Below are 23,417 nucleotides of genomic sequence, written 5' to 3' on the forward strand. Positions count from 1 at the left end.
CAGGGTCTGGTTCGGATTCATGGGCGAGTATTAAAAAGAAAAATAAGGAGAATGAGATCATATAATTACGGTTCATTCAAGGGGGGGGTAAAAAAGTATGCTCGCGCCCTGCAATGAATGCTCTTTGGGGGCATTGATATCTACCACGTCCTAAAGGACGTGGCTCCCTACAGTCACTACCGCTTCGATCTTTAATAGAAATTTACCGCTATCTTTGAGGAAGCCAAAAGGAGCTGGCATTCTCACTATTATCATATGACTAGATATGTATAACATCATCTGACTGCGAGATCTTTCTATTGCTATTTCATAATAGTATTTAAGATTACATATCAACGAACGCCGTCTAGCGCCCCATGTAGAATGATTAGAGTTTTCTTTTTTTAACAATCCTGTAGGTATAAGATCAATTATAGTCATATGGGCAGAGTTCTTCATTGAAAAAGATATAATTAAAAATAGCGTCCTTAGCACAGACTGCAAAGTATAAGTTATTTAGAAAAAGGGGAATTATCATGTTCAACCGCCCTCCAAGAAACTAAGCTACCAGCTACTGACTTCTTGCCCTTAATAGCTTCTCTCGTCTCGTTTAATGACAATCTATTCTCTACAACATTAAGTTGCTCATTATGAATATGGCAACCACTAGATTTAAGCCAATCAGCTTTGAAGTATGCATATCCTAAGTTATATAACTGCTTTTCAATACACTTTTGGCAATAGCAAATTTAGACATGCTGCCCTGAGTAGCTTTTCTGTTTCTCCGGGTAAAAAACATCAATAAAAAGGGACCTTAGTGAAAAAGGGGAGGAAAAGTAAGTGCGATTAACATATTTGTTTTTTTCATATAGGACGAATAAATCATTAGGATTAAAAGTCTCAAATTCACTTCTTGCTTGATAGGGAACACTAGGCTTATCCCCCCAACCTCCATTAGTTAAAACTATATCCAGTCCGTTTTAAAACTCGAAAAATAAAGCTCTGTCATGATTCACCTAACGCCAGGCCAAAACCGTTTTTCCTTTTACTCATACCAACCTTCCCCCTGATTTTAGCGCATTCAGAAAAACCAGATTAAGTAGCCTTCTTTGCAAAGGCCGGCGCACAACGCAGTGGCCAATATTAAATATTAGTTGAACACTACATACCAGAAATGAGCATAACTTGTAAGAATTAAGTGAACACAACCAAGACTATTGGAGCATATTGTTGGAAAACGTTACACACAGAGGATAGAGCGAACCAATCTCACCCTACGGACACGGTTAAAGAGGTTAGCGAGAAAAACGATTGGCTTTTCCAAATCAAAATCTATGCACGACAAAGTGATTGGTACGTTTATCGAAAGAGAGTATTACTATTGAATCAATTAGTTGAAGAAATAATTCATTGCATTCAGTTTGACTAATTAAGGATACACTGCTTTACTTAATTACATTCGGCATACAAGTTGATTGCATCCGAGTAACAACACACTCATGGCAAGACATTCATTCATAATTTATAAAAATAAGGTTGTGATATGTCTCTGAATAAAATCGTCTATCAAGACAATGTCGGCGGTATTGTTGCTCTTCTTCCCACGGGGAAAGTGGCTTATTTTCATCCCTCGGTGAAGCCTTATATCGAACAATTTAACCGGGGCGACATGCCGAAAGATATGGCTTTCTTTGAAGATTTTATTCTCGAATCTCCTTTTGTCGCGCTGGATAATTTTCACCTTTCCGCACCTGCGATCGCTTTTATTGAAACCACCAACCTCTGCAACCTGCGTTGCCAGCATTGTTATGCCTGGTCGGGGAAAAAGCGGGACAACGAACTTTCCACCGAAAGAATTAAGGCGCTCATTGATGAGTTCGAGGCCTTGGGGGTCTTGCAAGTCTTTCTGACTGGGGGCGAATTGTTTGCCCATAAAGATGCTATCGAGATCATTCAGCACGCCCGGCAAAAGCCATTTAGTACCCAAATTTTTAGTAATGGCCTGCTCATTACGGAAGAAAAACTCAAGCGCATCCCCAAAGGTCAGTCGTTTTTTGTCAGCTTTGATACCGCCGTACCGGAACGAACCGTGCGAGGAAAAATGAACTTCCCGAAATTAAGAGAATGCTTCGAGCTCATGAGTCAGTATGGCCATGTCGTCCGCACCGCCGTGTCTGTCCATAACCAGAATATCAATGATGTTGAAGAAATCTTCCAGTGGTGTGTGGACAACGGCTTTCCCCGCCCGCAATGGCTGGAAACACATCCCATCGGCAGGGCATTGCTCAATCCACATATCATTTTACAACCTGAACGGCTTGATGAAGTCTTTGCGATTTACGAACGTTGTATGGATCGCTTTCAGGGAGATGATGCCGATTCCCCGCATGAGTCCCTGATGGGGAAAAAGACAGGCGCGTTCACCTCCGATGACATTCACGGCGTTGAGACCATTAAGTTTTGTCAGACCTTGGAGTGGGCGACCCAACAAGAAAAATGTGGCCGTTCAACGGCTTATGTGAATAGCTCTGGGGAAGTGTTTCCTTGCAGTAACTGTATGAGTAACAAGATGTATGGTGCCGGAAATATTAAAGATCGGTCCTTTCAGGAGATATGGGAGACAGGCTTCTCAGATTTCAGGGGCAAGACCTTTGCCAGACATACCGTCTGTCAGTCCTGCGATGTTCAGCAAAGTGGCGTCTGGTGTCAGTTTCGCTGTCCTCCGCTTGCGAAAAATGTGTCCGGGAATGAAGCGGGCTGTGGCGCAACCGAGTATCTGCGGCTGTTTATGATTAAATCGCATCAGTATTGGACGTTAAGAAGACGCCAGGGTTTGAAGCTCAAATTGATCGCACCGGACAATTAAGTCGCGGCTCATTCTGGCAGTGGCTTTTTTGTTGTTTCACTCACAGCAATAGGAGCAAAAGCAATGAGTAAAAAAAGAGTTCTCGATATGATCCCGGATGAAGGGGCATCGATTGTCGCCTCTCCCGGAAAGAAATTTACCCGGATCCATATGGATCTATCCGCAGATGATGGCATTACTCTAGCGATGGTCGGCGCTGCAACGTCTTTAGCCAATAAAGAGAATCGCCATTCCATTACGCTCAAACCGACGAAAGAAGGGATTACCTTAGCCATGGTAGGGGCAGCCTCTGCGGCCTTGAAAAAGTAATCACAGGTGTTGCGTATGTGCATTCTCAATTCTGTACATACGCACACTTTTTGCGAAGACGCGTTTTGCAGACAGGTCCGGGACGATGAACCCTACTTCTCAGCACTATCATTTAAAAGATGCGGATCACCAGCCTTTTCGAGTGCATATGACGGTGCCCGATACCCCATCATCTCCGCTTTGCTGTGTGTTCTTGCATTCCGGTCACATGACGGCATTTGATGCCCCCGCCCGGGAAAATGAATTCTTCTCCGCACTGCAACGGAATTTAGCAGCGCTTGGTATCGCGACCCTTGATTTTGATTTGCCTGATAAAATGCAAGCGGACGAAATCGCCTGCGCGACGGATATCCAAAAACGATATGAACGCTTCAATCAGGTGATTCAGGCCCCACTTTTTGAACCATTCAAGCGCAACTACTGTGTGATCGGGCTGTCCTTAGGCGGACAAATCCTATTAAAGCTGCTTGAAGATTCAAATCATGCCCATGCTCACTGCCGACAAGTTTTTTTACTCAGTACCGTGGTTGAACAACCTGTGTATGTCTATGCAAACCCCGATGCCATTCATCTAATTTATGGCAGCCGGGACTGCATTGCCTATTGTGATGAGACAACCGAGACCGTCGAACAAGTCTGCTCCCCGGACACTTATTCAAAAGACAGCGCTGACTATGTGGTGACACGCAAATCACAAGAGAAACACATTCATATTCTTCAAGGTGTTGGACACTTGATGGATATGCAGACGACAGACAACCCGCCCTGCGATCCGGCCGATTATCTTGCGGCTCTGATCGCCGGCGAATCCAAATCTCCATGTACCGCATCTGTTGAGGCGAATCATGCCAATCATTGAATACCTCTCGCTGGAACCTGCACCGCCAGAAGCATTTTTGAAAACTATCTGTGACCGGATTCAGGTGATCTTGCAGCTCGCGCCCAATCATGTGTGGTCGTTCTGGCACCCGATCGATCCGGCTTGTTTCTTCAAACCGGACTGGGAAACCGCGAGCGCTTCGGCCCCGCTGGTCAAAATTCGCTGTAAATCCACGTACTCCAACCAAGCCGTGCAAGACATCATCACCTGTGTTGCCAATGGCATTGTTGAGGTATTTGGCGTCAACCGGGATGAGATCTATATCGTTGTCGATCGGGTACATCCTGACCATTTATTCGTAAGAGGGCAGCTATGGAGCCAGTAGATACCACTATATTTACCCTACACCCGATTGGCTGGGTGAGAAATGAGAGAACGACCACTCAAGACGATTTCTGGGGCAGCGTGATCTCAACCATCACGCTCGATAGCAACCAGTTCACCCCGGCAGCGACGCAAGGTTTGAGTGAGTTTTCTCACTTGGTAATTGTGTTTGCGATGCACAAAGTCCCTGCTGAAAAAATCGTCACCGGTGCAAGGCACCCGCGGGGTCAGACGGAGCTGCCGCTAGTCGGCATCTTCGGGCAACGGGCCAAAGCGCGCCCCAATCGGCTGGGGGTGTCTTGCTGTGAACTGCTGGCCTGTGATGGGCTGACCTTAACCGTCAAAGCCCTTGATGCCATTGATGGCACACCGGTGATCGACATCAAACCTTATATGCAAGCCTTTGAGCCACAAACAGAAATACGTGAGCCTGCATGGATCTCGGCCATTATGGCACAGTACTATGACTAACGAGTGATTCATGCCCTGAATCATTACTGACATTCGAGGAGCATCATCATGATGCGCATGGCCCATCCGACTGTTTTAGAAACATTGTTACATGACAATCCAGAACTCAATATTCCGGTTCACGAGTACAATATTAATGTGACCTCAAATCACGGGGATATTCTCAATGATGTAGACACCTTTCAGGCCTACAAAGACTTTGATGGTGCCGGCAAAGAGACCCATCTCTACCTGCACTTGCCTTTGTGTGATTACATCTGTCACTACTGTAATTACGTCAAACGACGGATCAAAGCCAATGACAAAATGCATGAGCTGGAGATTTGGGCAGATTTGCTGATTCAGGAATCCAATTTGTATCTGACGCAGGTGCCGTGGGTGCGTCAGGCGCAGATTAAGTCATTCTACATCGGCGGCGGCACTGGCGCATTATTACTCAATAATCCGGTGGCGATCACCAAACTGATGACCTATATTCGCGAGAATTATCAGCTGGCGGATGACTGTGAAATCAGCATTGAAGGCAACCCGGAAAATTATCTCCCGCAGCATGTCGAACTCGCCCTGTCGCTAGGATTTAACCGCTTCAGCATCGGCATTCAAAGCCTGCAAAATGAGGTGAATGACTTCACCAATCGTCGTCATACAAAAAGAAGACGCCCTGAATGCCATTCACGTTTTAAAACAAACGGGGAAACCCTTCAGTACCGATATGATGTTTGGCCTGCCGCACCAAACCATCGACACGGTCACGCAAGATATCCGCACGCTGGTCGAAATTGAGGTACCGGCGATTACCATCTATCGGCTGAGAAATTCTGATCGGGAAAGTATGGGCATTGGCAACGCGTCGGTATGGAATGCAGATCGGCAGAAAGAAAAGCTCGATGCACAACACTTGCTGCCGGGTGTGATTGACACCTACAAAATGCGGGATGCGATTACCAAGATCCTTTGGGCCAATGACTATCACCCCAGTCCATGTGGCTGGTGGAATAAAAAAGGCACCTACAAGGATAGCAATATTCCCCGTGTCTCTAAAGATAAGTGGGAAAAATACAACACCATGATTGCTTTAGGGCCGGGCGCGTATGGCTGGCTCTCCGGCGGCAATGACACCATCATCCAAACGCACAATCAGACCAACATCAACCTCTATATGACCTACATGCAAAGCAACCCGACTGCGCCCCCACTCGCATTTGGCCGTGTTCTTGAAGGCAATGTCGCCATCGGGACTAAGCTCGCCTTCGCTTATAAAGCCAATCAGCCGATTCGGGTGCAGGATTATCAGACTCAGTTTGGGGTTCACATTCTTAAAGAAGCGCCTTACAAGCAAGTCTTTGATACCTTGATTCAGAAGGATCTCATCACCCTATCCGAGGACCAGTCTTATCTTTTACCGACATGGAAAGGCGAAGAGCTCCACGAAGAAGTCATGTATGTCTATTTCCATCAGATGATTGGCGGTGCGGATCAGATTCTGTGTCGGCGGGTTTCCAGTGCATAAGGGCGAATGACCATGGTCAGCAAATCCGTGACTCAGGCGGCCCCGACATCGCCCAACGAGGCCGCGTTTAAGGATTTTTTCTCTGAGCAGGCCGCGGTGTATCAGCAGTTTCGCCCGCAGTATCCGGCTGCCCTATTCGAATATTTACGGTCATGGGTGACAGGCGATCCTCCTGTTTGGGATTGCGCGACAGGCAACGGACAGGCCGCTCAAGGCCTTGCCACCTGCTTTTCGACGGTTATCGCCACCGATGCCAGCGCGGCACAAATCAATCTTGCTAAAGCCTGCGCAGGGGTGATTTATCAGGTCTGCCCGGCTGAGCACCCGCCATTTCGTGATCAGTCCATCGGTTTAATCACGGTTGCAGAAGCCATGCACTGGTTTGACCTGCTCCGCTTCTATGCAGAAGTTGCTCGGGTACTCCAACCCGGTGGGGTGCTGGCCTGTTGGAGTTATGGTCACTGCCATGTGTCTGATACCATGGACGCTGTGATTCATACGTATCGACAGACCACGTTGCAAGACTATTGGCCCACCGAAGCCAAACAAGCGGACGTCACCCACTACCCACTGCCTTCAGGATTTGAAGCCATACCATCCCCCACCTTTTATATGCTGGCGGAATGGAGATTCGAGCAATTAATGGGCTACTTATACAGTTGGTCCGCCACCCGGCGGTATCAACTGGCTCGGCATCACAATCCGCTTGATGCTGTTGAACAAGCTTTGCTACCGCTGTGGGGAGATGCGCATCAATCCCGGATGATTCAATGGCCGATGCAGCTTCGCATCAGTAAAAAGCCTGTCCACTGATTTGCTTAATTTAGATGCTGGATCTGGTTTGGTGCGCGGTGACGTTTCTCGATCAATTTGACATTATCGAACACGCCCCACATGCTTTTGGAAAGACCCAAAAGCATGGAAAAGGTCTTCTTTCATACGCTTGCCAGAATCGGATTTTCAAGCACATCCCTGTACTCAAAATCCTCAATCCCGACTCCTGCGGGCTTTTTCTTCATTTGAATGGGTGCTCGTTTTTTGAAGAAATCAAAAGATGCACTGGTAGATGATTTGAACTCGGAGTGAGGGAAAAAATTCAAGGAAGAATTTTTAGGTTTCTCAACTCAGGAGGAGCTTAGAAACCGATCCCGTTTTGCTATGATAATGTTGAATCAAAAAGAGTTTTTCGCCTGTCTTTGAGCCCTCAAAAACAGGCAGGGGCGCACACGATGCAGTAAAAGGGAGCGGTGAAGGTTGGTGCGTAACATACCTGACCCGATTCAAATGGATACATCCCAAAAGAGTCAATGTAGCGAGTTCAATGTAATCAAAAGAAGCGATAAAGGTGAGCACGCAACATACCGAAAGCAGACTCAAAAATAGACATAGAACGATTCATCCTCACATATTCTCATAAAAGGCTTGCGCTAAATCCGCCACAATATCCTGCACATCTTCCAGCCCCACAGACATTCTGACCAAAGATTGGTGAATCCCATACGCCTGTAAGGCCTCTTCCGGGTAAGCCGAATGCGTCATCGAGGCCGGATGCTGAATCAGCGTTTCAACATCCCCAAGGCTCACAGCCCGCTTCACCAACTGAAGTCGATCGAGAAACGCCTGCGTTGCAGCCTGATCTCCTCGGTATTCAAACGAGATCAACCCGCCATAGAGATCCAGCAACTGGGTCGCCAGCGCGTATTGGGGATGAGTGGCTAATCCGGGATAGTACACCTGTTTGACCATGGGATGATCCTCGAGAAAGTGGGCGACCGCCAGCGCATTGAGACTATGCCGTTGCATTCGAATGCCTAGTGTTTTCAACCCACGCAACACAAGAAAAGCCGACAAAGGCGACAGTGTGGCACCCGTCAAACATCGCAAGCCATGCATCCGAACCGTTTTCATCGTCTCTTCACGGCCCAGCACCACCCCGCCAAGGACATCCCCATGGCCGCCGATGTATTTGGTCAGGCTATGAATCACCATATCTGCGCCGTGCTCAATCGGCCTGAGCATCATGGGCGAGGCTAAGGTGCTATCGACTACCATTTGCGCATGGTAAGGTTGGAGAAGAGATGCCACCGCCTGAATGTCAATGAGTTCCAGTAAAGGATTGGAGGGACATTCAAAAAACACCAGTACTGTCTTGTCAGACAGCACCTCCCTGAGCTGTTGAAGATCAGTCATGTCAATCAAAATCACCTGCACACCAAATTTCGGTAATTCCTGAGTCAGCAAATTATAACTGTTGCCATACATCTTATTGTGCGCAATCACAACATCCCCGGACTGAAGTAAACTCCAGACAACGCTGCTGAGCGCCGCCATCCCAGATGCGAACGTCACTCCGGCTTCTGCGCCTTCCAGATCAGCCAGTCTGGATTCTAATAACGATTGGGTTGGATTATGGACCCGGCCATACACATAGCGCTGTTTTTCACCCGCAAACACCATGGCGGCCTCTTCACAGGTCTCAAAGGTATAAGAGGCGTTCACATACAGTGGCGGGGAAATCGCCTGATATGGGTCTTCAAATTGTTCTGAAGCACTATGAATGGCCCGCGTTTCCAGTTGCATCGTTCTGTTTGTATTCTTTTGAGAGATATCGCTTTGAGACATATTGCATCCGCCATTGAATTCATATTCTTTCAAAGTATAGCAGTGAACCCTTTTGCAGGTGCTGTAATACTCTGTAATAGTTTTTGTTCCGGCTGAAAAATAGACTCTCCCAATATTTCAATCAAACGCAAGAACTTAGGCCAGTTAGCCAGCATGCCAATCAGGGGCATCAATCAAGAGACTGGGTGACACAAACAGAATAAGGAACAGCAATGGAGATGGATTTATCAGGTGTGTGGTGTTGTGACGACGGGTTGACCTATCAGTTCAGACAACATCAGGATGGCAGTGTGTTTATTTGCGGGAGCGACACAACATGCACACATGTCGGCGTCGGAAAAGTCATCGATCAGTGCCTACCATCTGTAAACCTCTCATAAAATAGGGAGGATTACAATGTATAACAATTAATCATGCACAATAAGAGCAGTCACTCTGAGGTGTAAATTAGATATAAAAAGTGCAGATGTTCACTTTATGACTTACTTTGCTCTTGGGCTTTGGTGTAGCGGAGTAGGCTCGCGCAAGTTTATCTCTAGCCACTCTCTTTCATGTTTATACAGCCAGAAGAATGCCGCATTACAGTCAGACTTTATGTCATGTCGGATGGCTTCTGGGTGGTATTGACGATAAAGAAGAATCTGAAGTTGATAGCGTCGCCTTTTTGATTCATGTTTACACTGTTTACGCCAATTTACCAGTCCATCCGTAGTAGAAACGATCGGCTCAACACCCCCGGTTGAAATAGACAATCTTCGCGCGATTTCTTTACGGTGAAAGCCTTTCGTAGCAAGTTCAATTGCAATTTGGCAAACCAAAGGGGTTGGCTTAATAGGCTTTAGTCGCGTACTTATTTTTGCCCCAAGAGCAACAGCTTTTACAAAGCAGCGACTTTTGCCTATTTCCCTGCTAATGCTTGCAATTGAGTTACTTTTTTTAGGAGTGTTAAACACTTTGCTTTCTTCTGATCATTACGTGTTATGTAGTTAAATTCGGTGGTTCCAAAACCCTCTACCGACTTAGCTTTACTCAACCAATAGCTGAACAAATGTTCTGTCTTACTTCTCCGTTAATGTGACAAAAATATTTTTTCTTGGCTATCAAAAAACACTTGAAAATAATCATGTAAATAATAAGTTTTAATTTCAAACATTCTAGGCAAGGAAAATAAAAATGATAAATAAACCGATTGTCTATGATTTTCATGGTGATAAACCATTAAATACACCTTTTACTGATATAAAGCCTCAAGATATTCATATTTATCTTGATGAAATTAACGATCTTGTTAATAAAAGATTAAACGGTGTGTTAAATAATGGGTGTTTTTCTCGTGAGCTAATGAATAACCTCTCTAGTAGATCGATAGAGATTAAAAATGTCTAATAGATTATTGGTAATAGAAAAAAACCCATCCGGTTCGATTGGGTTAAAAAAAGCAAAAGAGCTGGGTGCTTATATTATATTCATTGGATCAAGGAAGTACTATAATAAAGTATCTGATAATGATTTACTCTATATTGATGAATTCTTCGAAGCAGATACTAATGACGATGAACTTGTTCTAAATATGGCTGAGCATATCAATGCTAAGAAAAAAATACAGGGTGTTATTACATTTATGGAGTTCTATGTTCCCCTTGCGGCTAAAGTATCAGAAACATTAGGTCTTAAGGGAATAACATATGAAAATGCATTGAAAGCAAGAAACAAACACCTAATGAGAGAATCTTTTGGGCAAAAAAATGTTCCTATCCCTAAATACGCTCTAATTTCGAATGTTGATAGTGCAAAAATAGAAGCAGCCAAAATTGGGTATCCAAACATTATAAAACCTATTAACATGGCCGGAAGTCGAGGTGTTTTACGTAATGATAATGTCATCGAATTGGAAAGGAATTTCCGTGAAGTCTGTGAAATAACTCCTCCATTTGGAGTAAAAAGATCTTCTTTACTTTTGATAGAAGAATATCTAGAAGGACAAGAATACAGTATTGAATCTATTTCCTTTAATGGTGTTGTGAACATTATCACAATTACTAAAAAATACGTATCAAATAATGGTTATTTTGTTGAATTAGGGCATACATTGCCTGCTAATCTACCATTACAACAAAAAATTGAAATAGAAAAAGTGGTAACACAAGCCTTGCTCGCGTTAGGTATTTATAATGGAGGAGGACATACCGAGGTTAAGGTAACAAGTGATGGTGTCAAAGTCATTGAAGTAGGCGCTCGGTTAGGAGGAGATCATATTCCTGAATTAGTGGAAATGGCTACCGGTATTGATATGTGGAAAGCAGTTATCCAAGTTTCGTTAGATATTTCACCTGACTTGAGTAAGAAGTTCAATAGATATGCCTCTATTTCTTATATCACAGCACCTTCTGGCATTGTTAAAAAGATAAATTACACCAAGAATGGCTTTGTCCATTTTGATGTTAATGTTGGAGAACATATTGAATCACTGAAAAATAGCTCTCAACGATTAGGGTATGCTATTGCGTGTGGCGTAACAGCGGAGCAGGCTGAATTTGATAGTCACCACCTTAAAGAGAGTGTTATTATCGAAATAGAGTCAGAGTAACTTAATACGTATCCTGGTGAACCAATGGCATCTCTATTCAGATTATCTTTATTAAAACATTTACCTCCCCCAATTTTTATCATGTTACTGGGGACACTGTTAACAAGAGCCGCCTATTTTATGGTTTGGCCTTTTTTAGCGATGATCCTTTATCGGCAGTTTAACATGTCAGCGACAGGGATTGGCGGATTATTGGCGCTGTCGAGTATCTTAGGCTCAGTGACAGGCATTTATACCGGATATTTGTCTGATATTTTTTGCCGCAGAACAATAATGCTTATCGGGGTGATGATAAGCATTATCTCATTCATCATGATGTCCTTCTCATCTTCACCTATCTTATATTTAATCGCTATATCCGGAATTAGTATTGGGCGTGCTCTGTTAGAAGCGTGTAGCAAAGCCTTACTGCCTATCTCAATAGGGCTATTTTATTTGCCATTTTGAACCTGGGTAGTGCTCAAAATCCTCACGTACTACGTGTACGCTCCGGTTTTTCCGCGCTGTCCGTGTTCACTGTTCATTGATAAGAATGGCCTGCAACAATTACGCCTATTGAGATAGGCTCTTAATTGGCGATTATATTGACTCTCCTAAAGAGAGAGTCAATACAATACTATCGATATTATTTGGTCAATGTTGGCGCTGCAATTGGTCCTTATATTGGCTTAGCCTCTGGCCTATCGGCACAGAGAGAAACTTTTCTAATTACAGCCATTGTTTATTTTGTTTATGGTATTATATTGCGTGTCTTTTTATTATCTTCAAAAAAGGAAGAGAAAATAAAAAAATTCAGCAATGACATTAGCTTTACAAAAACATTGAACATAATTATTTCTCACCGAACATTCATGATACTTCTATTATGTAATGTTCTTGTTATGTTTGTTTATGCTAACTTTGATTCTACGCTTGTTCAATATTTATCTAGATCAAATATCAACAATGTTACCAATTTTATTGCTTTATTAGTTATTGTCAACTCATTGACAATTATCACTTTGCAAATACCAACTTTAGTTTTATTAAGAAATTTTACACCAAGAATAAAAATATTAATCGGTATCATGTTAATTGCCATAGCTCAAATCATTTTTGCATTCTCACCTATCAATACAGTTTATTATCTCTGTGTCGCAACTGTCATTCTGAGTTTTGGGGAAATAATTGCCATACCTACGTTTAATGTCGAAGTTGATAGGCTCACACCTCACCATTTAAGGGGAGCTTTTTTTGGTGCTTCCAATATGTCAAGTATCGGATCAGCTTTAGCACCTATTTACGGAGGGATCATGCTTGATTTATTTAATTCTACTCTACTGTTTTCATTATTATCCCTAATTAGCTTGATAACTCTATTGATTTATTATACTTTTTTAATCAAAAAAAATAATTAATGGTGGATGTATGAATTTCAATTTTGATGTTGTATTCGATCGTTCTGTTTTTTCATCCACTAAATGGACATACCCTCAAGACTCACTGTATACCGATAACAAGCCAACACCATTATGGGTAGCAGATATGGATTTTCAGAGTCCTCCTTCTGTCAGAAAAGCGCTTTTGAACATCATTGATTATGGCATATTGGGTTACACTAATTGTAGCTTATCAACATTAAATGCGATTACAGACTGGCAAAAAAACAGGCATGACTGGACAATTGAACCCGATTGGATTGTTCAGAGCCCAGGTGTTGTTACTGCGATTGATATTATAATTAATGCACTTTCGGAGCCCGATGATTCTATCATTATAATGACACCTGTTTATGGGGCATTTTCGCGCTCTATACTCGCCAATCAACGCTCCGCAATAACTGTTCCTCTTCATAATATTAGAATCTTCAATTAAAAATATGCTCCATATCTGTCATTTTCAGAATGATGACTGCGTCAACTGACAGAGCTAAACCCTATGGATTTCAAGATGCATCGCGACGGCAAGGGAGCGAATCCCCGGGAGCATAGAGAACTATGTGACCGGGGTGAGTGAGTGCAGCCAACAAAGAGGCAACTTGAAAGATAACGGGTATAAACCACCCAGGTCATAATTCCGGTAGTTAGATATGGTCGAGTTGCCCGAGGGGATCTCACCCATAGGCTCTCACGCAACTGGACGTGAAATAGAGTAGAGCGCCAGCGAGTTACCATTTGCTATGACACTTTTCCGAACGCCTCCTCTCCAAACCGGACATGAGACTTTCGACCTCATCCGGCTTTCCAGTATCATTTTTCCCGATTTTTAGTTGGACGAAACTTGTAAATCTCCTTACGGGCAAACTTTATTGTCTCTCCACACCAGTCACAACGCCTGAGCACATGCCCAGGCGGAACTCCATGCCCACTGGAAGTTATAGCCACCAAGCCAGCCGGTGACGTCTACCACTTCCCCGATAAAATAGAGTCCTTTTATCTGATTAGCTTCCATCGTTTTGGATGAGAGTTGGTGAGTGTCGATACCTCCCATTGTCACTTCGGCGGTGCGATAGCCCTCTGTACCGTTGGGTTGTACCCGCCATGATTGGAGGTTTACCGCCAACTGTTTTTGCTGATTTGGGGTCAGTTGTTTAAGAGCAATATCTGGGATTTGGCCGAGCGTTTGCAGGCACTCTGTCAGCCGCTTTGGTAATAATTTTGCCAAAGTATTTTTTACGCTTTGGTTTGGATGAGAACTCCGCTCTTTCTCCAGAAGGGCTTCCAGATCATTATCTGGAAGTAAGTTAATACTCACAAACTCTCCTGATTGCCAGTAACTGGAAATTTGTAAGATTGCTGGACCAGAGAGTCCTCGGTGAGTAAACAGGATATTTTCTTTGAATAGAACGCCATTTTCGGCGGTGACAATGGCGGGAACGGACACGCCAGAGAGCATATGAAGTTGCTCCAGTAGTGGTTTATGCAGAGTAAAAGGTACAAGGGCGGCGCGGGTTGGCAAGACTTTCATGCCGAACTGTTCTGCAATTCGATACCCAAAAGGCGTTGCTCCAAGACCTGGCATAGATAATCCACCGGAAGCGATAACAAGTGAGCGTGTACTTACTTCTTTTCCGTTAACGAGGATAACGAAACCTTGCTCATTTTTTTCTACCTGGCTAACTTCACTGCGCAGACGAATAGTGACCTGACCGGCTTCACACTCTTTCAGCAACATATCAACTATCTGTTGGGCGGAATCATTACAGAAAAGCTGCCCTAGTGTTTTTTCATGGTAAGCAATGCCATGACGCTGAACCAGTTCGATAAAATCCCATTGTGTGTAACGGGCCAGAGCAGATTTGCAAAAATGGGGGTTAGCAGAAAGATAAGCTGATGGTTCTGTGTACATATTAGTGAAGTTGCAACGTCCACCACCGGACATCAAAATCTTACGCCCGGCTTTTTTACCATTATCCAGAACGAGTATCCGTAAACCGAGCTGTCCAGCCTGAGCTGCACAGAACAAACCTGCTGCACCGGCACCAATAATCACCGCATCAAATTTTTCCACTGTTTTTCTCTTTATGACTAAATAATTTAGTGGGGAATTTCCCCTAATATGTTGTATTTTTGATAAGTTTGTAGGGAAAAAGTCCTTTATAACTTAAAATTGTCAATTTTTTAAAAGATATGTAATTTAATGATATATAAGGAGTATTCCTATTTCTTATTGTTATCTAGTTGTCATGAAATCAAAAAAAGTTCATATTTCACTTCCCCCGCTAGCATTTGTCACTGATAATGCGCCGCGTTCATGTCCAACTAACTGGCTTAACGTTTATGCTACATCTTTTTACTGGCCTGGATTTTCACACCAGCCTAATGTTAGTACTGGCACTACTGTTTGTGCTATTTTATGAAGCCATTAATGGCTTTCATGATACCGCGAATGCGGTAGCAACAGTTATTTATACCCGTGCTATGCGAGCACAGTTCGCCGTTGTTATGGCTGGGGTATTTAACTTCTTTGGTGTTCTTCTTGGTGGATTAAGTGTCGCTTACGCGATTGTACATTTACTTCCAACCGATCTTCTTCTCAATGTCAGTTCTGCTCATGGCCTTGCTATGGTGTTTTCCATGTTGCTGGCTGCGATTGTCTGGAACCTTGGGACCTGGTATTTCGGTTTACCTGCATCCAGTTCTCATACCCTGATTGGTTCTATCATTGGTATCGGTTTGACCAATGCGATCGTAACCGGTTCTTCTGTGGTTGATGCGTTGAATGTGCCAAAGATGATACAGATTTTCCTGTCGTTGATCCTCTCTCCTTTAATCGGATTGATCATTGCAGGGGCAATCGTGTTTCTACTGCGCCGTTACTGGAGTAGCACCAAGAAACGTAAACGTATTCATCTGACTCCCGCTGAACGAGAAAAGAAGGATGGTAAGCGTAAACCTCCTTTCTGGACACGCACTGCGCTGATTTTATCTGCGGTAGGTGTCAGCTTCTCTCATGGGGCGAATGATGGTCAGAAAGGTATCGGTTTGATTATGCTGGTGCTAATTGGTGTGGCTCCAGCGGGATTTGTCGTAAACATGAATGCCAATGGTTATGACATTGCCCGTACCTACGATGCCATTACTCACTTGCAGCAATATTATCAGCAGCATGGCGCAGCGTTATCCCATGTAATTGAACTGACTCCCTCGGTTGCTGTTGCGGAAGATGAATCGGAAGGGCGATTCCATTGTGATATTACGCGTGCTGTTGTTGTTCTTGATCAGACAGAAAGCCTATTAAAGGGCATTCAGAGCTACAGTGAGCTGAGTGCTGAACAGCGTAACAATATGCGTCGCATGTTGATGTGTATTGCTGATACGGCTGAGTCTTTGGCTAAACTGCCGGAAACCCGTGCTGAAGACGCCCGTTTCCTGAATAAATTGCGGAAAGATTTATTACACACCGTTGAGTATGCACCTGTCTGGATTATCATTGCGGTAGCACTAGCACTGTCTTTGGGAACGCTGGTTGGCTGGAAACGTGTTGCAGTCACTATTGGTGAGAAGATTGGCAAAAAAGGTATGACCTACGCGCAGGGTGTTTCAGCTCAGATGACTGCTGCTGTTTCAATTGGTGTTGCGAGTTATACCGGTATGCCGGTCTCTACTACGCAGGTACTTTCTTCTGCGGTGGCTGGAACGATGTTAGTCGATGGCGGTGGTGTTCAGAGGAAAACTATCCAGAATATCATGTTGGCTTGGATACTGACGCTGCCGGTTTCAATCGGGTTGTCCGGTACGCTTTACTGGTTCGCTTTGAAACTGATTTAATTATTTTAATGGATAATTTGAAGGCGGTATGGATCAACTATACCGCCTTTTTCTTTAATACCAAATCAACATAGAAATCAGGCAAATAACAACTAGTCCACTCAGTGCACTGGTCAAAATAAATTGTTTTCTCAACCTTTCACAACGAAGAACAACTTCTGGATCATGATGATCAAGGTAACGTTGTGAATTGATGTAGTTCACTAGCCGTATTTGCTTATTAAGTTGCCCATGAGTAGTGAAAAAGCCGTTACCGTCTACTGATTGATAAAGCAAGGGATCAGACTGACGAAGAATGGACAGCAATGCTCGTAGTGAAGAGAAGTAGCGCATCATATTGATAATGCAGACAAGACACAGTGCCCAAAACAGTGCGATTGTACTGAACATAATCCCCTCCTTAGAATGGTTAGCTAGAGCTGTCACAAAAAAGAAAAAATCAAAATTGCAGGTGGTGACACCTTATATTTATTGTAGGAAAGATAGTCAGATAGTACAAAAAACCTGTTCTGTGTCAGTTGGGACAAAACTGGCAGAAAAACATCATAAACACTTATCTAGTCAGTTTTATCCAACCATACAACTCTAGAGAGACTGATTAGTTGTTCGCGTAAATATGCTGAGTTTCAAGGAAGGCCATAAATTCAGAGTAGGATTTTGTTATCCATCAAGTGGCAGGAAGAACAATTGTGGTATATGTTGTTTGGTGGATGTTCTTTGTCCAGTCGTTGAATACGATGATCTGTGATCGAAACAGTACTTGAAGAACATCCTCAGTAGTAATATACCCTATGGATTTCAAGATGCATCGCGACGGCAAGAGAGCGAATCCCCGGGAGCATAGATAACTATGTGACCGGGGTGAGTGAGTGCAGCCAACAAAGAGGCAATTTGAAAGATGACGGGTATAAACACAGGATAGTGGCAATTTGCCCTGCCAACTCACTAATTCGGCATTATGGAAGGAGTTCGCTTATGGCTTACAAACATATTCTTGTTGCGGTTGATTTATCCCCGGAAAGTCAGGTTTTGGTGAGAAAAGCTGTTTCTATGGCTAAACCGGACAATGCCAAAGTTTCCCTGATCCATGTTGATGTTAACTATTCCGATCTCTACACCGGTTTGATTGATGTTAATCTCGGTGATATGCAGCAACGTATTACTGACGAGACCCGCAGTGCGCTGAAAGCTCTCTCTGCAAATTCAGATTATGACATTCAGGAAACCCTGAGTGGTAGCGGTGATCTGGGGCAAGTACTCGTTGATGCAATTAAGAAATATGACATAGATATGGTTGTTTGCGGTCATCATCAGGATTTCTGGAGCAAATTGATGTCTTCTGCTCGTCAGTTAATTAATACGGTGCATGTTGATATGCTGATTGTTCCTCTGCGTGATGATGAATGACAACAGATTGAAAAGTTATTCGATAAAATCGCCTGCTTATGCAGGCGTTTTTTTGGGTGAAATGGAGTGTTGTTTGGTTTATACCCGATGCAATCAAGAAATTTTTTTTACCTTTCTGCAAAAAAACTTCTTGAAAGATGAATATAGAACAGTGATATATTCAAAGGGCAAACACAACTTACCTCACATTTTCGACAAAAATAATTATTAGAAAATGGCTGGGGTCCCATCACAACCGAAGTAGAAATAAGGAATAACTAAATGAGCTGTTTACTATCTTTGTCTTCATTTCTTGGATCGATTCAACGCAGGGATGAATATCAACCAGAATATCTCCAGGCTGTTCGGGAAGTATTCACCTCTCTTTGGCCGTTTCTTGAACAAAATCCAAAATACCGCGAACACAGCTTATTGGAGCGTATGGTGGAGCCAGAAAGGGTTATCCAGTTTCGGGTTTGTTGGGTCGATGATCAGGGTAAAGTTCAGGTAAACCGTGCATGGCGAGTGCAGTTCAACTCAGCCATTGGGCCATATAAAGGTGGTATGCGTTTTCATCCATCGGTGAATCTCTCTATTCTGAAGTTCCTGGGCTTTGAACAAACCTTGAAAAATGCGCTGACAACCTTACCAATGGGTGGAGGTAAAGGCGGTTCAGATTTTGATCCTAAAGGAAAAAGCCAAGGCGAAGTGATGCGTTTTTGCCAGGCATTAATGACAGAATTGTACCGACATTTGGGGCCAGATACCGATGTGCCCGCAGGTGATATTGGTGTGGGTGGCCGTGAAGTGGCTTTTATGTCAGGGATGATGAAAAAGCTTTCTAACAACACGGCTTGTGTATTCACTGGCAAAGGTCTCTCTTTTGGCGGTAGTTTGATTCGCCCGGAAGCAACTGGTTATGGTCTGGTCTATTTCGTCAATGCCATGTTAAAACGTCATGGCATGGGGTTTGAAGGTATGCGCGTATCGGTTTCCGGTGCTGGTAATGTCGCGCAATATACGATTGAAAAATGTATGGCATTGGGAGCGAAAGTGGTAACCGCTTCGGATTCCGGCGGTACCTTAGTCGATGAGGAAGGTTTCACACCAGAGAAGCTGGCTCATCTTGAAGAGATAAAAAACCAACACTATGGCCGAGTGGAAGAATATGCCAGAGAGCGGGGTCTGACTTTCTTGAAAGGGTTACAACCGTGGTCTGTGCCGGTTGATATCGCTTTGCCATGTGCTACCCAGAATGAACTGGATTTAGATGCGGCTAAGGTTCTTATCAAGAATGGCGTTAAAGCTGTTGCTGAAGGGGCGAATATGCCAGCAACTATTTCAGCAACTGAAGCCTTTATTGAAGCCGGTGTGCTATTTGCACCAGGTAAAGCAGCCAATGCGGGTGGCGTGGCAACATCTGGTTTGGAAATGGCACAAAATGCGGCCCGTTTAGGTTGGAAGGCTGAAAAAGTGGATGCACGTTTGCATCACATCATGCTAGATATTCACCACGCCTGTGTTGAGTATGGTGGCGAGGGTAAACAGACCAATTATGTTCAGGGTGCGAATATTGCTGGATTTGTGAAAGTTGCCAACGCCATGCTTGCTCAAGGTATTCTGTAGGCTAAAAGATATCAGCCGCAATATACGGCTGATTTTTTTAACAAGGATAAATGTCAAAACGGTGGTTTTTCGTGGTGATAGCTGCTGATGCAGCAACTCCAGCTAAGGGTTCTGCATAATCAGGCCGCTTTACCACGACGCGGCGTTTTGCCAAAGCGCGTGCAGGGGATAGCAAACTATCAGCATCTTCATCAGCGCCAACCAGAGATTGGAACACTCGCATCTCTTTTTTAACCAGTGCACTTTTCTGCCTATGTGGATACATAGGATCAAGATAAACGACATCGGGCTGTGGCGTAATATCGGCCAGCGCTGTAATGCTGGAGGCATGGAGCAGTGTCATGCGTTCTTGCAGCCAGCTACCAATTTCTTCATCCTGATAACCCCGTTGCAGCCCATCATCCAGCAATGCTGCGACTACAGGATGGCGTTCCAGCATTCTTACATGGCAACCTAGTGATGCCAGTACAAAGGCATCGCGCCCCAGGCCTGCGGTAGCATCTACGACTGTTGGCAGATAATCTTTTTTGATCCCGATGGCCTTAGCGATAGCTTCACCGCGTCCGCCACCAAAGCGGCGGCGATGGGCCATTGCACCTGATACAAAATCGACATAGATGCCACCTAGCTTTGGTTCATCTCGTTTGCGAAGTTCAAGGCGTTGAGGGGTAAGGACCAACGCCATAATAGCGCTTTCGTTATGCACTAACTCCCAGCGCTCTACCAGTTGAGATAAGGCGCTGTTATCAGCGCCTTGTTCACAGATTAAACAGATTCCCACCTTAAATTATCCTTTAATACCGGCCTTGCGCAGCATTGCATCCAGTTTTGGTTCACGGCCACGGAAGCGTTTGAACAGCTCCATTGGTTCTTCGGAACCACCACGGGACAAAATGTTATCAAGGAAAGATTGCCCGGTTTCGCGGTTAAAAATGCCTTCTTCCTCGAAGCGGGAGTAAGCATCGGCTGCTAACACATCAGCCCATAGATAACTGTAGTAACCCGCGGCATAACCACCGGAGAAGATGTGGGTGAATGAATGTGGGAAACGGCCCCATTCAGGTGAAGGCACTACCGAGACCAATTTTTTCACTTCCTTTAAGGTCTTCATGGTCTGAGCACCTTTCTTTGGATCATACTCAACATGCAGACGGAAATCGAACTGACCAAACTCAAGCTGACGCAAGATCCGCATAGCCGCTTGATAGTTTTTCGCTGCTAAAAGATTATCCAACATGGATTGTGGTAGAGGCTCTTGGGTTTCATAGTGACCAGAGATAAATGCCAGTGCTTCTGGTTCCCAACACCAGTTCTCCATGAACTGGCTTGGCATTTCGACTGCATCCCACGGTACACCGCCAATACCGGAAACGCCGGCAGTTTCAATCTGGGTCAGCATATGCTGTAGACAGTGACCGAACTCGTGGAACAGCGTATTGACTTCATTGTGGGTGAACAACGCTGGTTTATTACCAACAGGTTTATTGAAGTTGCAGTTCAGATAAGCGACAGGTTTTTGCAGTTCACCGTTGGAACGACGCATTCTGCTGATACACTCATCCATCCAAGCGCCACCACGTTTATTCTCGCGTGCGTACAGATCCATATAGAAGCTACCGCGCAGCTCATTGGTGTCATCGTACAGATCAAAGAAACGGACATCTGGATGCCAAGTTTCTACATCATGGCGCTCTTTGGCGGTAATACCATAGATACGGCGAACAACTTCGAATAACCCTTCAACAGCCTTTTGTTCAGGGAAATAAGGACGTAACTGCTCATCATTGATAGAGAACTCGTACTGTTTTTGTTTTTCGCCATAGTACGTCATATCCCAAGCTTCCAGCTTGTGGGCACAATGATGCCATTTAGCAAAACCTTTTAATTCATCTACTTCTTCTTCGCCCTGTGGATGCGCGCGTTTTGTCAAATCATTCAGAAAATCCAATACTTCCTTCGGGGTTTTTGCCATCTTGGTTGCAAGGGATTGTTCAGCATAATTTTTGAAACCAAGCAATTGAGCCTGTTCGTGACGCAGCGCAAGGATTTCGGCGATCACTTCGCTGTTATCCCATTTACCTGCATTTGGGCCTTGATCGGATGCGCGGGTATTGTAGGCGTGGTAAATTTCCCGACGCAGTTCACGGTTATCTGCATAAGTAATAACCGGCTGGTAACTTGGTGCTTCTAAAGTCAGTAGCCAGCCTTTTTGTCCTTTAACTTCTGCTTGTGCTTTAGCGGCGGCAATCGCGCTTTCAGGCAGACCAGACAGATCTTTCACATTAGTAATTAATTTAGTCCAGCCCATAGTGGCATCGAGCACATTATTGTTGAATTGCGAACTTAAATCTGACAAACGTGCACTGATCTCGCCATAACGTTTCTGCTTCTCTTCGGGCAGACCAATACCTGATAGTTTAAAATCACGCAGTGCATTTTCGACAACTTTGCGTTGAGGCAGAAAGAGCTTCTCAAACTCAGCACTTTCACGTAATGACTTATAGGCTTGATATAATCCCTTGTGCTGACCTAACCAGGTACTGAATTCGGACAGTAATGGCAAACTTTCTTCATAGACGGCGCGTAATTCTGGGCTGTTCTTAACTGCATTCAGATGATTGACTGGTGACCATGCACGGGATTGTTTATCCCCTGCTTCGGCCAATGGTTGACACAGATTATCCCAGGTAAAAACGGTATTCTCGGCCAATATTTTTTCGACGGTTTGGCGATAATTGGCAATGACTTCCTTTACAGCCGGAACAACATGTTCTGGTTTAATAGAAGAAAATTTTGGTAAACCTGATGGAACGAGTAACGGATTAGTCATATAAAGCGTCCTGTTTATGTGTTGGATACATTGCTGAGCGGAGCAACCCTGTATCGTAATGGGTATCGGCTAATAAGATGTAGGTAAAATTTGGCAAACACAACGCGAATGTTGAGCTTATGAACAATAAAATTTAATGCTTTTTAGCAAATTGAGAATGATTTCAGCAAACGGATTCAGAAGCCAGATAATATGCGCTATGATGAGTCGCTTTTCATAATTCTTTGTATTTATATGGAAGATCATCGTCCCCGGTGGGGCGGCTGGACTTCAAATCCAGATGGGGCCGCCAGCGGTCTCTGGCAGGTTCGACTCCTGTGATCTTCCGCCAATTAGCCTCCCCTGAATTCCACCACAGTCAATAAATCCCTTATACTACCTGCCATTGCAATCAGTTATGTTCTCCTGAGGTCAACTCATGTCTACCAGAATCAAGTACATTCTGGGGGCATTATGGGGGGTATAAAAGATGCCCCTATTTTGAGGTGCCCCCAATGAAGTTAACAGCCCGACAAGTTGATACTGCTAAACGAAAGAAAAGCCTTACAAGTTATCTGATGGCGGTGGCCTCTACCTTGAGGTAGCAACCAGCGGCTCACGTTACTGGCGTTTGAAGTATCGTTACGCAGGTAAAGAAAAACGTCTGGCTTTTGGTGTATATCCAGAAGTCTCCTTGGCTGAAGCGCGTGATAAACGTGAAGCTGCAAAAAAGGTACTGGCAGCAGGTAACGCTGTGGTGAAGTATTCCGTCATGCGATCGTGACCGGACGCGCTGAAT

General features: G+C 44.3%; 22 protein-coding genes, 1 tRNA gene and 2 pseudogenes. 19 read left to right on the plus strand and 6 right to left on the minus strand.

The annotated features are described in order from the left end of the window. Positions 1-1,202: 1,202 nt before the first annotated feature. From ACGF49_RS14705 to ACGF49_RS14745, 9 genes and pseudogenes are all read left to right on the plus strand, one after another. Positions 1,203-1,364 (plus strand): annotated as a pseudogene (locus tag ACGF49_RS14705) (IS1 family transposase); the annotation flags it as partial. 158 nt (positions 1,365-1,522) lie between these two features. Continuing rightward, positions 1,523-2,845 carry a radical SAM/SPASM domain-containing protein gene (locus tag ACGF49_RS14710; protein WP_387491625.1) on the plus strand — a complete coding sequence of 441 codons (1,323 nt, stop codon included), beginning with the start codon at positions 1,523-1,525 and terminating at the stop codon, positions 2,843-2,845. Between the two features lie 63 nt (positions 2,846-2,908). Next, positions 2,909-3,154 (plus strand): hypothetical protein, encoded by a 246-nt coding sequence (locus ACGF49_RS14715; protein WP_036812610.1) that lies wholly within the window; start codon positions 2,909-2,911, stop codon positions 3,152-3,154. Between the two features lie 85 nt (positions 3,155-3,239). Further along, positions 3,240-4,013, plus strand: a complete 774-nt coding sequence (locus ACGF49_RS14720) for a hypothetical protein (protein ID WP_046975491.1) — start codon at positions 3,240-3,242, stop codon at positions 4,011-4,013. Continuing rightward, positions 4,000-4,359, plus strand: coding sequence for a tautomerase family protein (locus ACGF49_RS14725; RefSeq protein WP_046975492.1), 360 nt, complete (start codon positions 4,000-4,002; stop codon positions 4,357-4,359). Before ACGF49_RS14720 ends, ACGF49_RS14725 begins: the two co-directional genes overlap by 14 nt. Further along, complete coding sequence (locus tag ACGF49_RS14730; protein ID WP_046975493.1) at positions 4,347-4,829, plus strand: SAM-dependent methyltransferase; 483 nt, start codon at positions 4,347-4,349, stop codon at positions 4,827-4,829. The genes ACGF49_RS14725 and ACGF49_RS14730 overlap by 13 nt, the downstream gene beginning before the upstream one ends. A gap of 48 nt (positions 4,830-4,877) precedes the next feature. Next, positions 4,878-5,612, plus strand: a complete 735-nt coding sequence (locus ACGF49_RS14735; RefSeq protein ID WP_262977916.1) for a radical SAM protein — start codon at positions 4,878-4,880, stop codon at positions 5,610-5,612. Beyond that, positions 5,542-6,339 (plus strand): hypothetical protein, encoded by a 798-nt coding sequence (locus ACGF49_RS14740; protein WP_262977915.1) that lies wholly within the window; start codon positions 5,542-5,544, stop codon positions 6,337-6,339. Before ACGF49_RS14735 ends, ACGF49_RS14740 begins: the two co-directional genes overlap by 71 nt. A gap of 12 nt (positions 6,340-6,351) precedes the next feature. Beyond that, positions 6,352-7,152 carry a class I SAM-dependent methyltransferase gene (locus ACGF49_RS14745; RefSeq protein WP_228901661.1) on the plus strand — a complete coding sequence of 267 codons (801 nt, stop codon included), beginning with the start codon at positions 6,352-6,354 and terminating at the stop codon, positions 7,150-7,152. Between the two features lie 588 nt (positions 7,153-7,740). On the opposite strand, the gene ACGF49_RS14750 is transcribed toward ACGF49_RS14745, so the two are convergent. Beyond that, positions 7,741-8,961 carry a PLP-dependent aspartate aminotransferase family protein gene (locus ACGF49_RS14750; RefSeq protein ID WP_202967588.1) on the minus strand — a complete coding sequence of 407 codons (1,221 nt, stop codon included), beginning with the start codon at positions 8,959-8,961 and terminating at the stop codon, positions 7,741-7,743. A gap of 482 nt (positions 8,962-9,443) precedes the next feature. Then, a complete protein-coding gene (locus tag ACGF49_RS14755) occupies positions 9,444-9,914 on the minus strand; it encodes a TnsD family Tn7-like transposition protein (RefSeq protein ID WP_113042825.1) in 471 nt (156 codons plus the stop codon). Between the two features lie 220 nt (positions 9,915-10,134). On the opposite strand from ACGF49_RS14755, the gene ACGF49_RS14760 reads away from it, so the two are divergent. The 5 genes from ACGF49_RS14760 to ACGF49_RS14780 all read left to right on the plus strand — a co-directional run bounded on the left by ACGF49_RS14760 (position 10,135) and on the right by ACGF49_RS14780 (position 13,402). Next, positions 10,135-10,347, plus strand: a complete 213-nt coding sequence (locus ACGF49_RS14760; RefSeq protein ID WP_228901663.1) for a hypothetical protein — start codon at positions 10,135-10,137, stop codon at positions 10,345-10,347. Continuing rightward, positions 10,340-11,548, plus strand: coding sequence for an ATP-grasp domain-containing protein (locus ACGF49_RS14765; RefSeq protein ID WP_228901664.1), 1,209 nt, complete (start codon positions 10,340-10,342; stop codon positions 11,546-11,548). Before ACGF49_RS14760 ends, ACGF49_RS14765 begins: the two co-directional genes overlap by 8 nt. An 81-nt stretch (positions 11,549-11,629) precedes the next feature. Further along, positions 11,630-11,995, plus strand: coding sequence for an MFS transporter (locus tag ACGF49_RS14770; RefSeq protein ID WP_387491679.1), 366 nt, complete (start codon positions 11,630-11,632; stop codon positions 11,993-11,995). Positions 11,996-12,177: 182 nt separating this feature from the next. Further along, a complete protein-coding gene (locus ACGF49_RS14775) occupies positions 12,178-12,945 on the plus strand; it encodes an MFS transporter (protein ID WP_223121437.1) in 768 nt (255 codons plus the stop codon). 10 nt (positions 12,946-12,955) lie between these two features. Beyond that, a complete protein-coding gene (locus tag ACGF49_RS14780) occupies positions 12,956-13,402 on the plus strand; it encodes an aminotransferase class I/II-fold pyridoxal phosphate-dependent enzyme (protein WP_262977912.1) in 447 nt (148 codons plus the stop codon). 450 nt (positions 13,403-13,852) lie between these two features. On the opposite strand, the gene ACGF49_RS14785 is transcribed toward ACGF49_RS14780, so the two are convergent. Further along, positions 13,853-15,037 (minus strand): NAD(P)/FAD-dependent oxidoreductase, encoded by a 1,185-nt coding sequence (locus ACGF49_RS14785; RefSeq protein ID WP_387491634.1) that lies wholly within the window; start codon positions 15,035-15,037, stop codon positions 13,853-13,855. 269 nt (positions 15,038-15,306) lie between these two features. Here ACGF49_RS14785 and pitA point away from each other — a divergent pair, with 269 nt between their 5' ends. Next, the gene (gene pitA / locus ACGF49_RS14790; RefSeq protein ID WP_113041270.1) at positions 15,307-16,797 is read left to right on the plus strand and encodes an inorganic phosphate transporter PitA; all 1,491 of its coding nucleotides are present in this window, start codon (positions 15,307-15,309) and stop codon (positions 16,795-16,797) included. Between the two features lie 54 nt (positions 16,798-16,851). Here the strand turns inward: pitA and uspB are convergent, their stop codons facing one another. Beyond that, positions 16,852-17,187, minus strand: a complete 336-nt coding sequence (uspB, locus tag ACGF49_RS14795; protein WP_049583893.1) for a universal stress protein UspB — start codon at positions 17,185-17,187, stop codon at positions 16,852-16,854. A 585-nt stretch (positions 17,188-17,772) separates the two neighbouring features. Here uspB and uspA point away from each other — a divergent pair. Together uspA and gdhA are read left to right on the plus strand one after the other, a co-directional pair. After that, positions 17,773-18,204 (plus strand): universal stress protein UspA, encoded by a 432-nt coding sequence (gene uspA / locus ACGF49_RS14800; protein ID WP_113041269.1) that lies wholly within the window; start codon positions 17,773-17,775, stop codon positions 18,202-18,204. Positions 18,205-18,465: 261 nt separating this feature from the next. Then, positions 18,466-19,809: an NADP-specific glutamate dehydrogenase gene (gene gdhA / locus ACGF49_RS14805; RefSeq protein WP_113041267.1), complete on the plus strand. Its 1,344-nt coding sequence runs from the start codon at positions 18,466-18,468 to the stop codon at positions 19,807-19,809. Positions 19,810-19,846: 37 nt separating this feature from the next. Here gdhA and rsmJ read toward each other — a convergent pair whose 3' ends face one another. Together rsmJ and prlC are read right to left on the minus strand one after the other, a co-directional pair. Continuing rightward, positions 19,847-20,590 (minus strand): 16S rRNA (guanine(1516)-N(2))-methyltransferase RsmJ, encoded by a 744-nt coding sequence (rsmJ, locus tag ACGF49_RS14810; RefSeq protein ID WP_113041266.1) that lies wholly within the window; start codon positions 20,588-20,590, stop codon positions 19,847-19,849. Between the two features lie 6 nt (positions 20,591-20,596). Beyond that, entirely contained in the window at positions 20,597-22,639 is a 2,043-nt protein-coding gene (prlC, locus tag ACGF49_RS14815; protein WP_113041265.1) for an oligopeptidase A, read from the minus strand. Between the two features lie 236 nt (positions 22,640-22,875). On the opposite strand from prlC, the gene ACGF49_RS14820 reads away from it, so the two are divergent. Further along, positions 22,876-22,970: transfer RNA gene (locus ACGF49_RS14820), tRNA-Sec, on the plus strand. A gap of 267 nt (positions 22,971-23,237) precedes the next feature. Beyond that, a pseudogene (locus ACGF49_RS14825) lies at positions 23,238-23,402 on the plus strand (Arm DNA-binding domain-containing protein); the annotation flags it as partial. Positions 23,403-23,417: the final 15 nt, after the last annotated feature.

The organism is Photorhabdus sp. RM96S, from assembly GCF_042879335.1.
GTDB lineage: Bacteria > Pseudomonadota > Gammaproteobacteria > Enterobacterales > Enterobacteriaceae > Photorhabdus > Photorhabdus kayaii.

Coding starts and splice junctions, on each gene's coding strand:
- ACGF49_RS14765 (WP_228901664.1), top strand. CDS start 10,340: ATGTCTAATAGATTATTGGTAATAGAAAAAAACCCATCCGGTTCGATT.
- ACGF49_RS14710 (WP_387491625.1), top strand. CDS start 1,523: ATGTCTCTGAATAAAATCGTCTATCAAGACAATGTCGGCGGTATTGTT.
- pitA (WP_113041270.1), top strand. CDS start 15,307: ATGCTACATCTTTTTACTGGCCTGGATTTTCACACCAGCCTAATGTTA.
- ACGF49_RS14745 (WP_228901661.1), top strand. CDS start 6,352: ATGGTCAGCAAATCCGTGACTCAGGCGGCCCCGACATCGCCCAACGAG.
- ACGF49_RS14780 (WP_262977912.1), top strand. CDS start 12,956: ATGAATTTCAATTTTGATGTTGTATTCGATCGTTCTGTTTTTTCATCC.
- ACGF49_RS14715 (WP_036812610.1), top strand. CDS start 2,909: ATGAGTAAAAAAAGAGTTCTCGATATGATCCCGGATGAAGGGGCATCG.
- ACGF49_RS14725 (WP_046975492.1), top strand. CDS start 4,000: ATGCCAATCATTGAATACCTCTCGCTGGAACCTGCACCGCCAGAAGCA.
- uspA (WP_113041269.1), top strand. CDS start 17,773: ATGGCTTACAAACATATTCTTGTTGCGGTTGATTTATCCCCGGAAAGT.
- ACGF49_RS14770 (WP_387491679.1), top strand. CDS start 11,630: ATGTTACTGGGGACACTGTTAACAAGAGCCGCCTATTTTATGGTTTGG.
- ACGF49_RS14760 (WP_228901663.1), top strand. CDS start 10,135: ATGATAAATAAACCGATTGTCTATGATTTTCATGGTGATAAACCATTA.
- prlC (WP_113041265.1), bottom strand. CDS start 22,639: ATGACTAATCCGTTACTCGTTCCATCAGGTTTACCAAAATTTTCTTCT.
- gdhA (WP_113041267.1), top strand. CDS start 18,466: ATGAGCTGTTTACTATCTTTGTCTTCATTTCTTGGATCGATTCAACGC.
- ACGF49_RS14730 (WP_046975493.1), top strand. CDS start 4,347: ATGGAGCCAGTAGATACCACTATATTTACCCTACACCCGATTGGCTGG.
- uspB (WP_049583893.1), bottom strand. CDS start 17,187: ATGTTCAGTACAATCGCACTGTTTTGGGCACTGTGTCTTGTCTGCATT.
- ACGF49_RS14740 (WP_262977915.1), top strand. CDS start 5,542: ATGATGTTTGGCCTGCCGCACCAAACCATCGACACGGTCACGCAAGAT.
- ACGF49_RS14720 (WP_046975491.1), top strand. CDS start 3,240: ATGAACCCTACTTCTCAGCACTATCATTTAAAAGATGCGGATCACCAG.
- ACGF49_RS14750 (WP_202967588.1), bottom strand. CDS start 8,961: ATGTCTCAAAGCGATATCTCTCAAAAGAATACAAACAGAACGATGCAA.
- ACGF49_RS14735 (WP_262977916.1), top strand. CDS start 4,878: ATGATGCGCATGGCCCATCCGACTGTTTTAGAAACATTGTTACATGAC.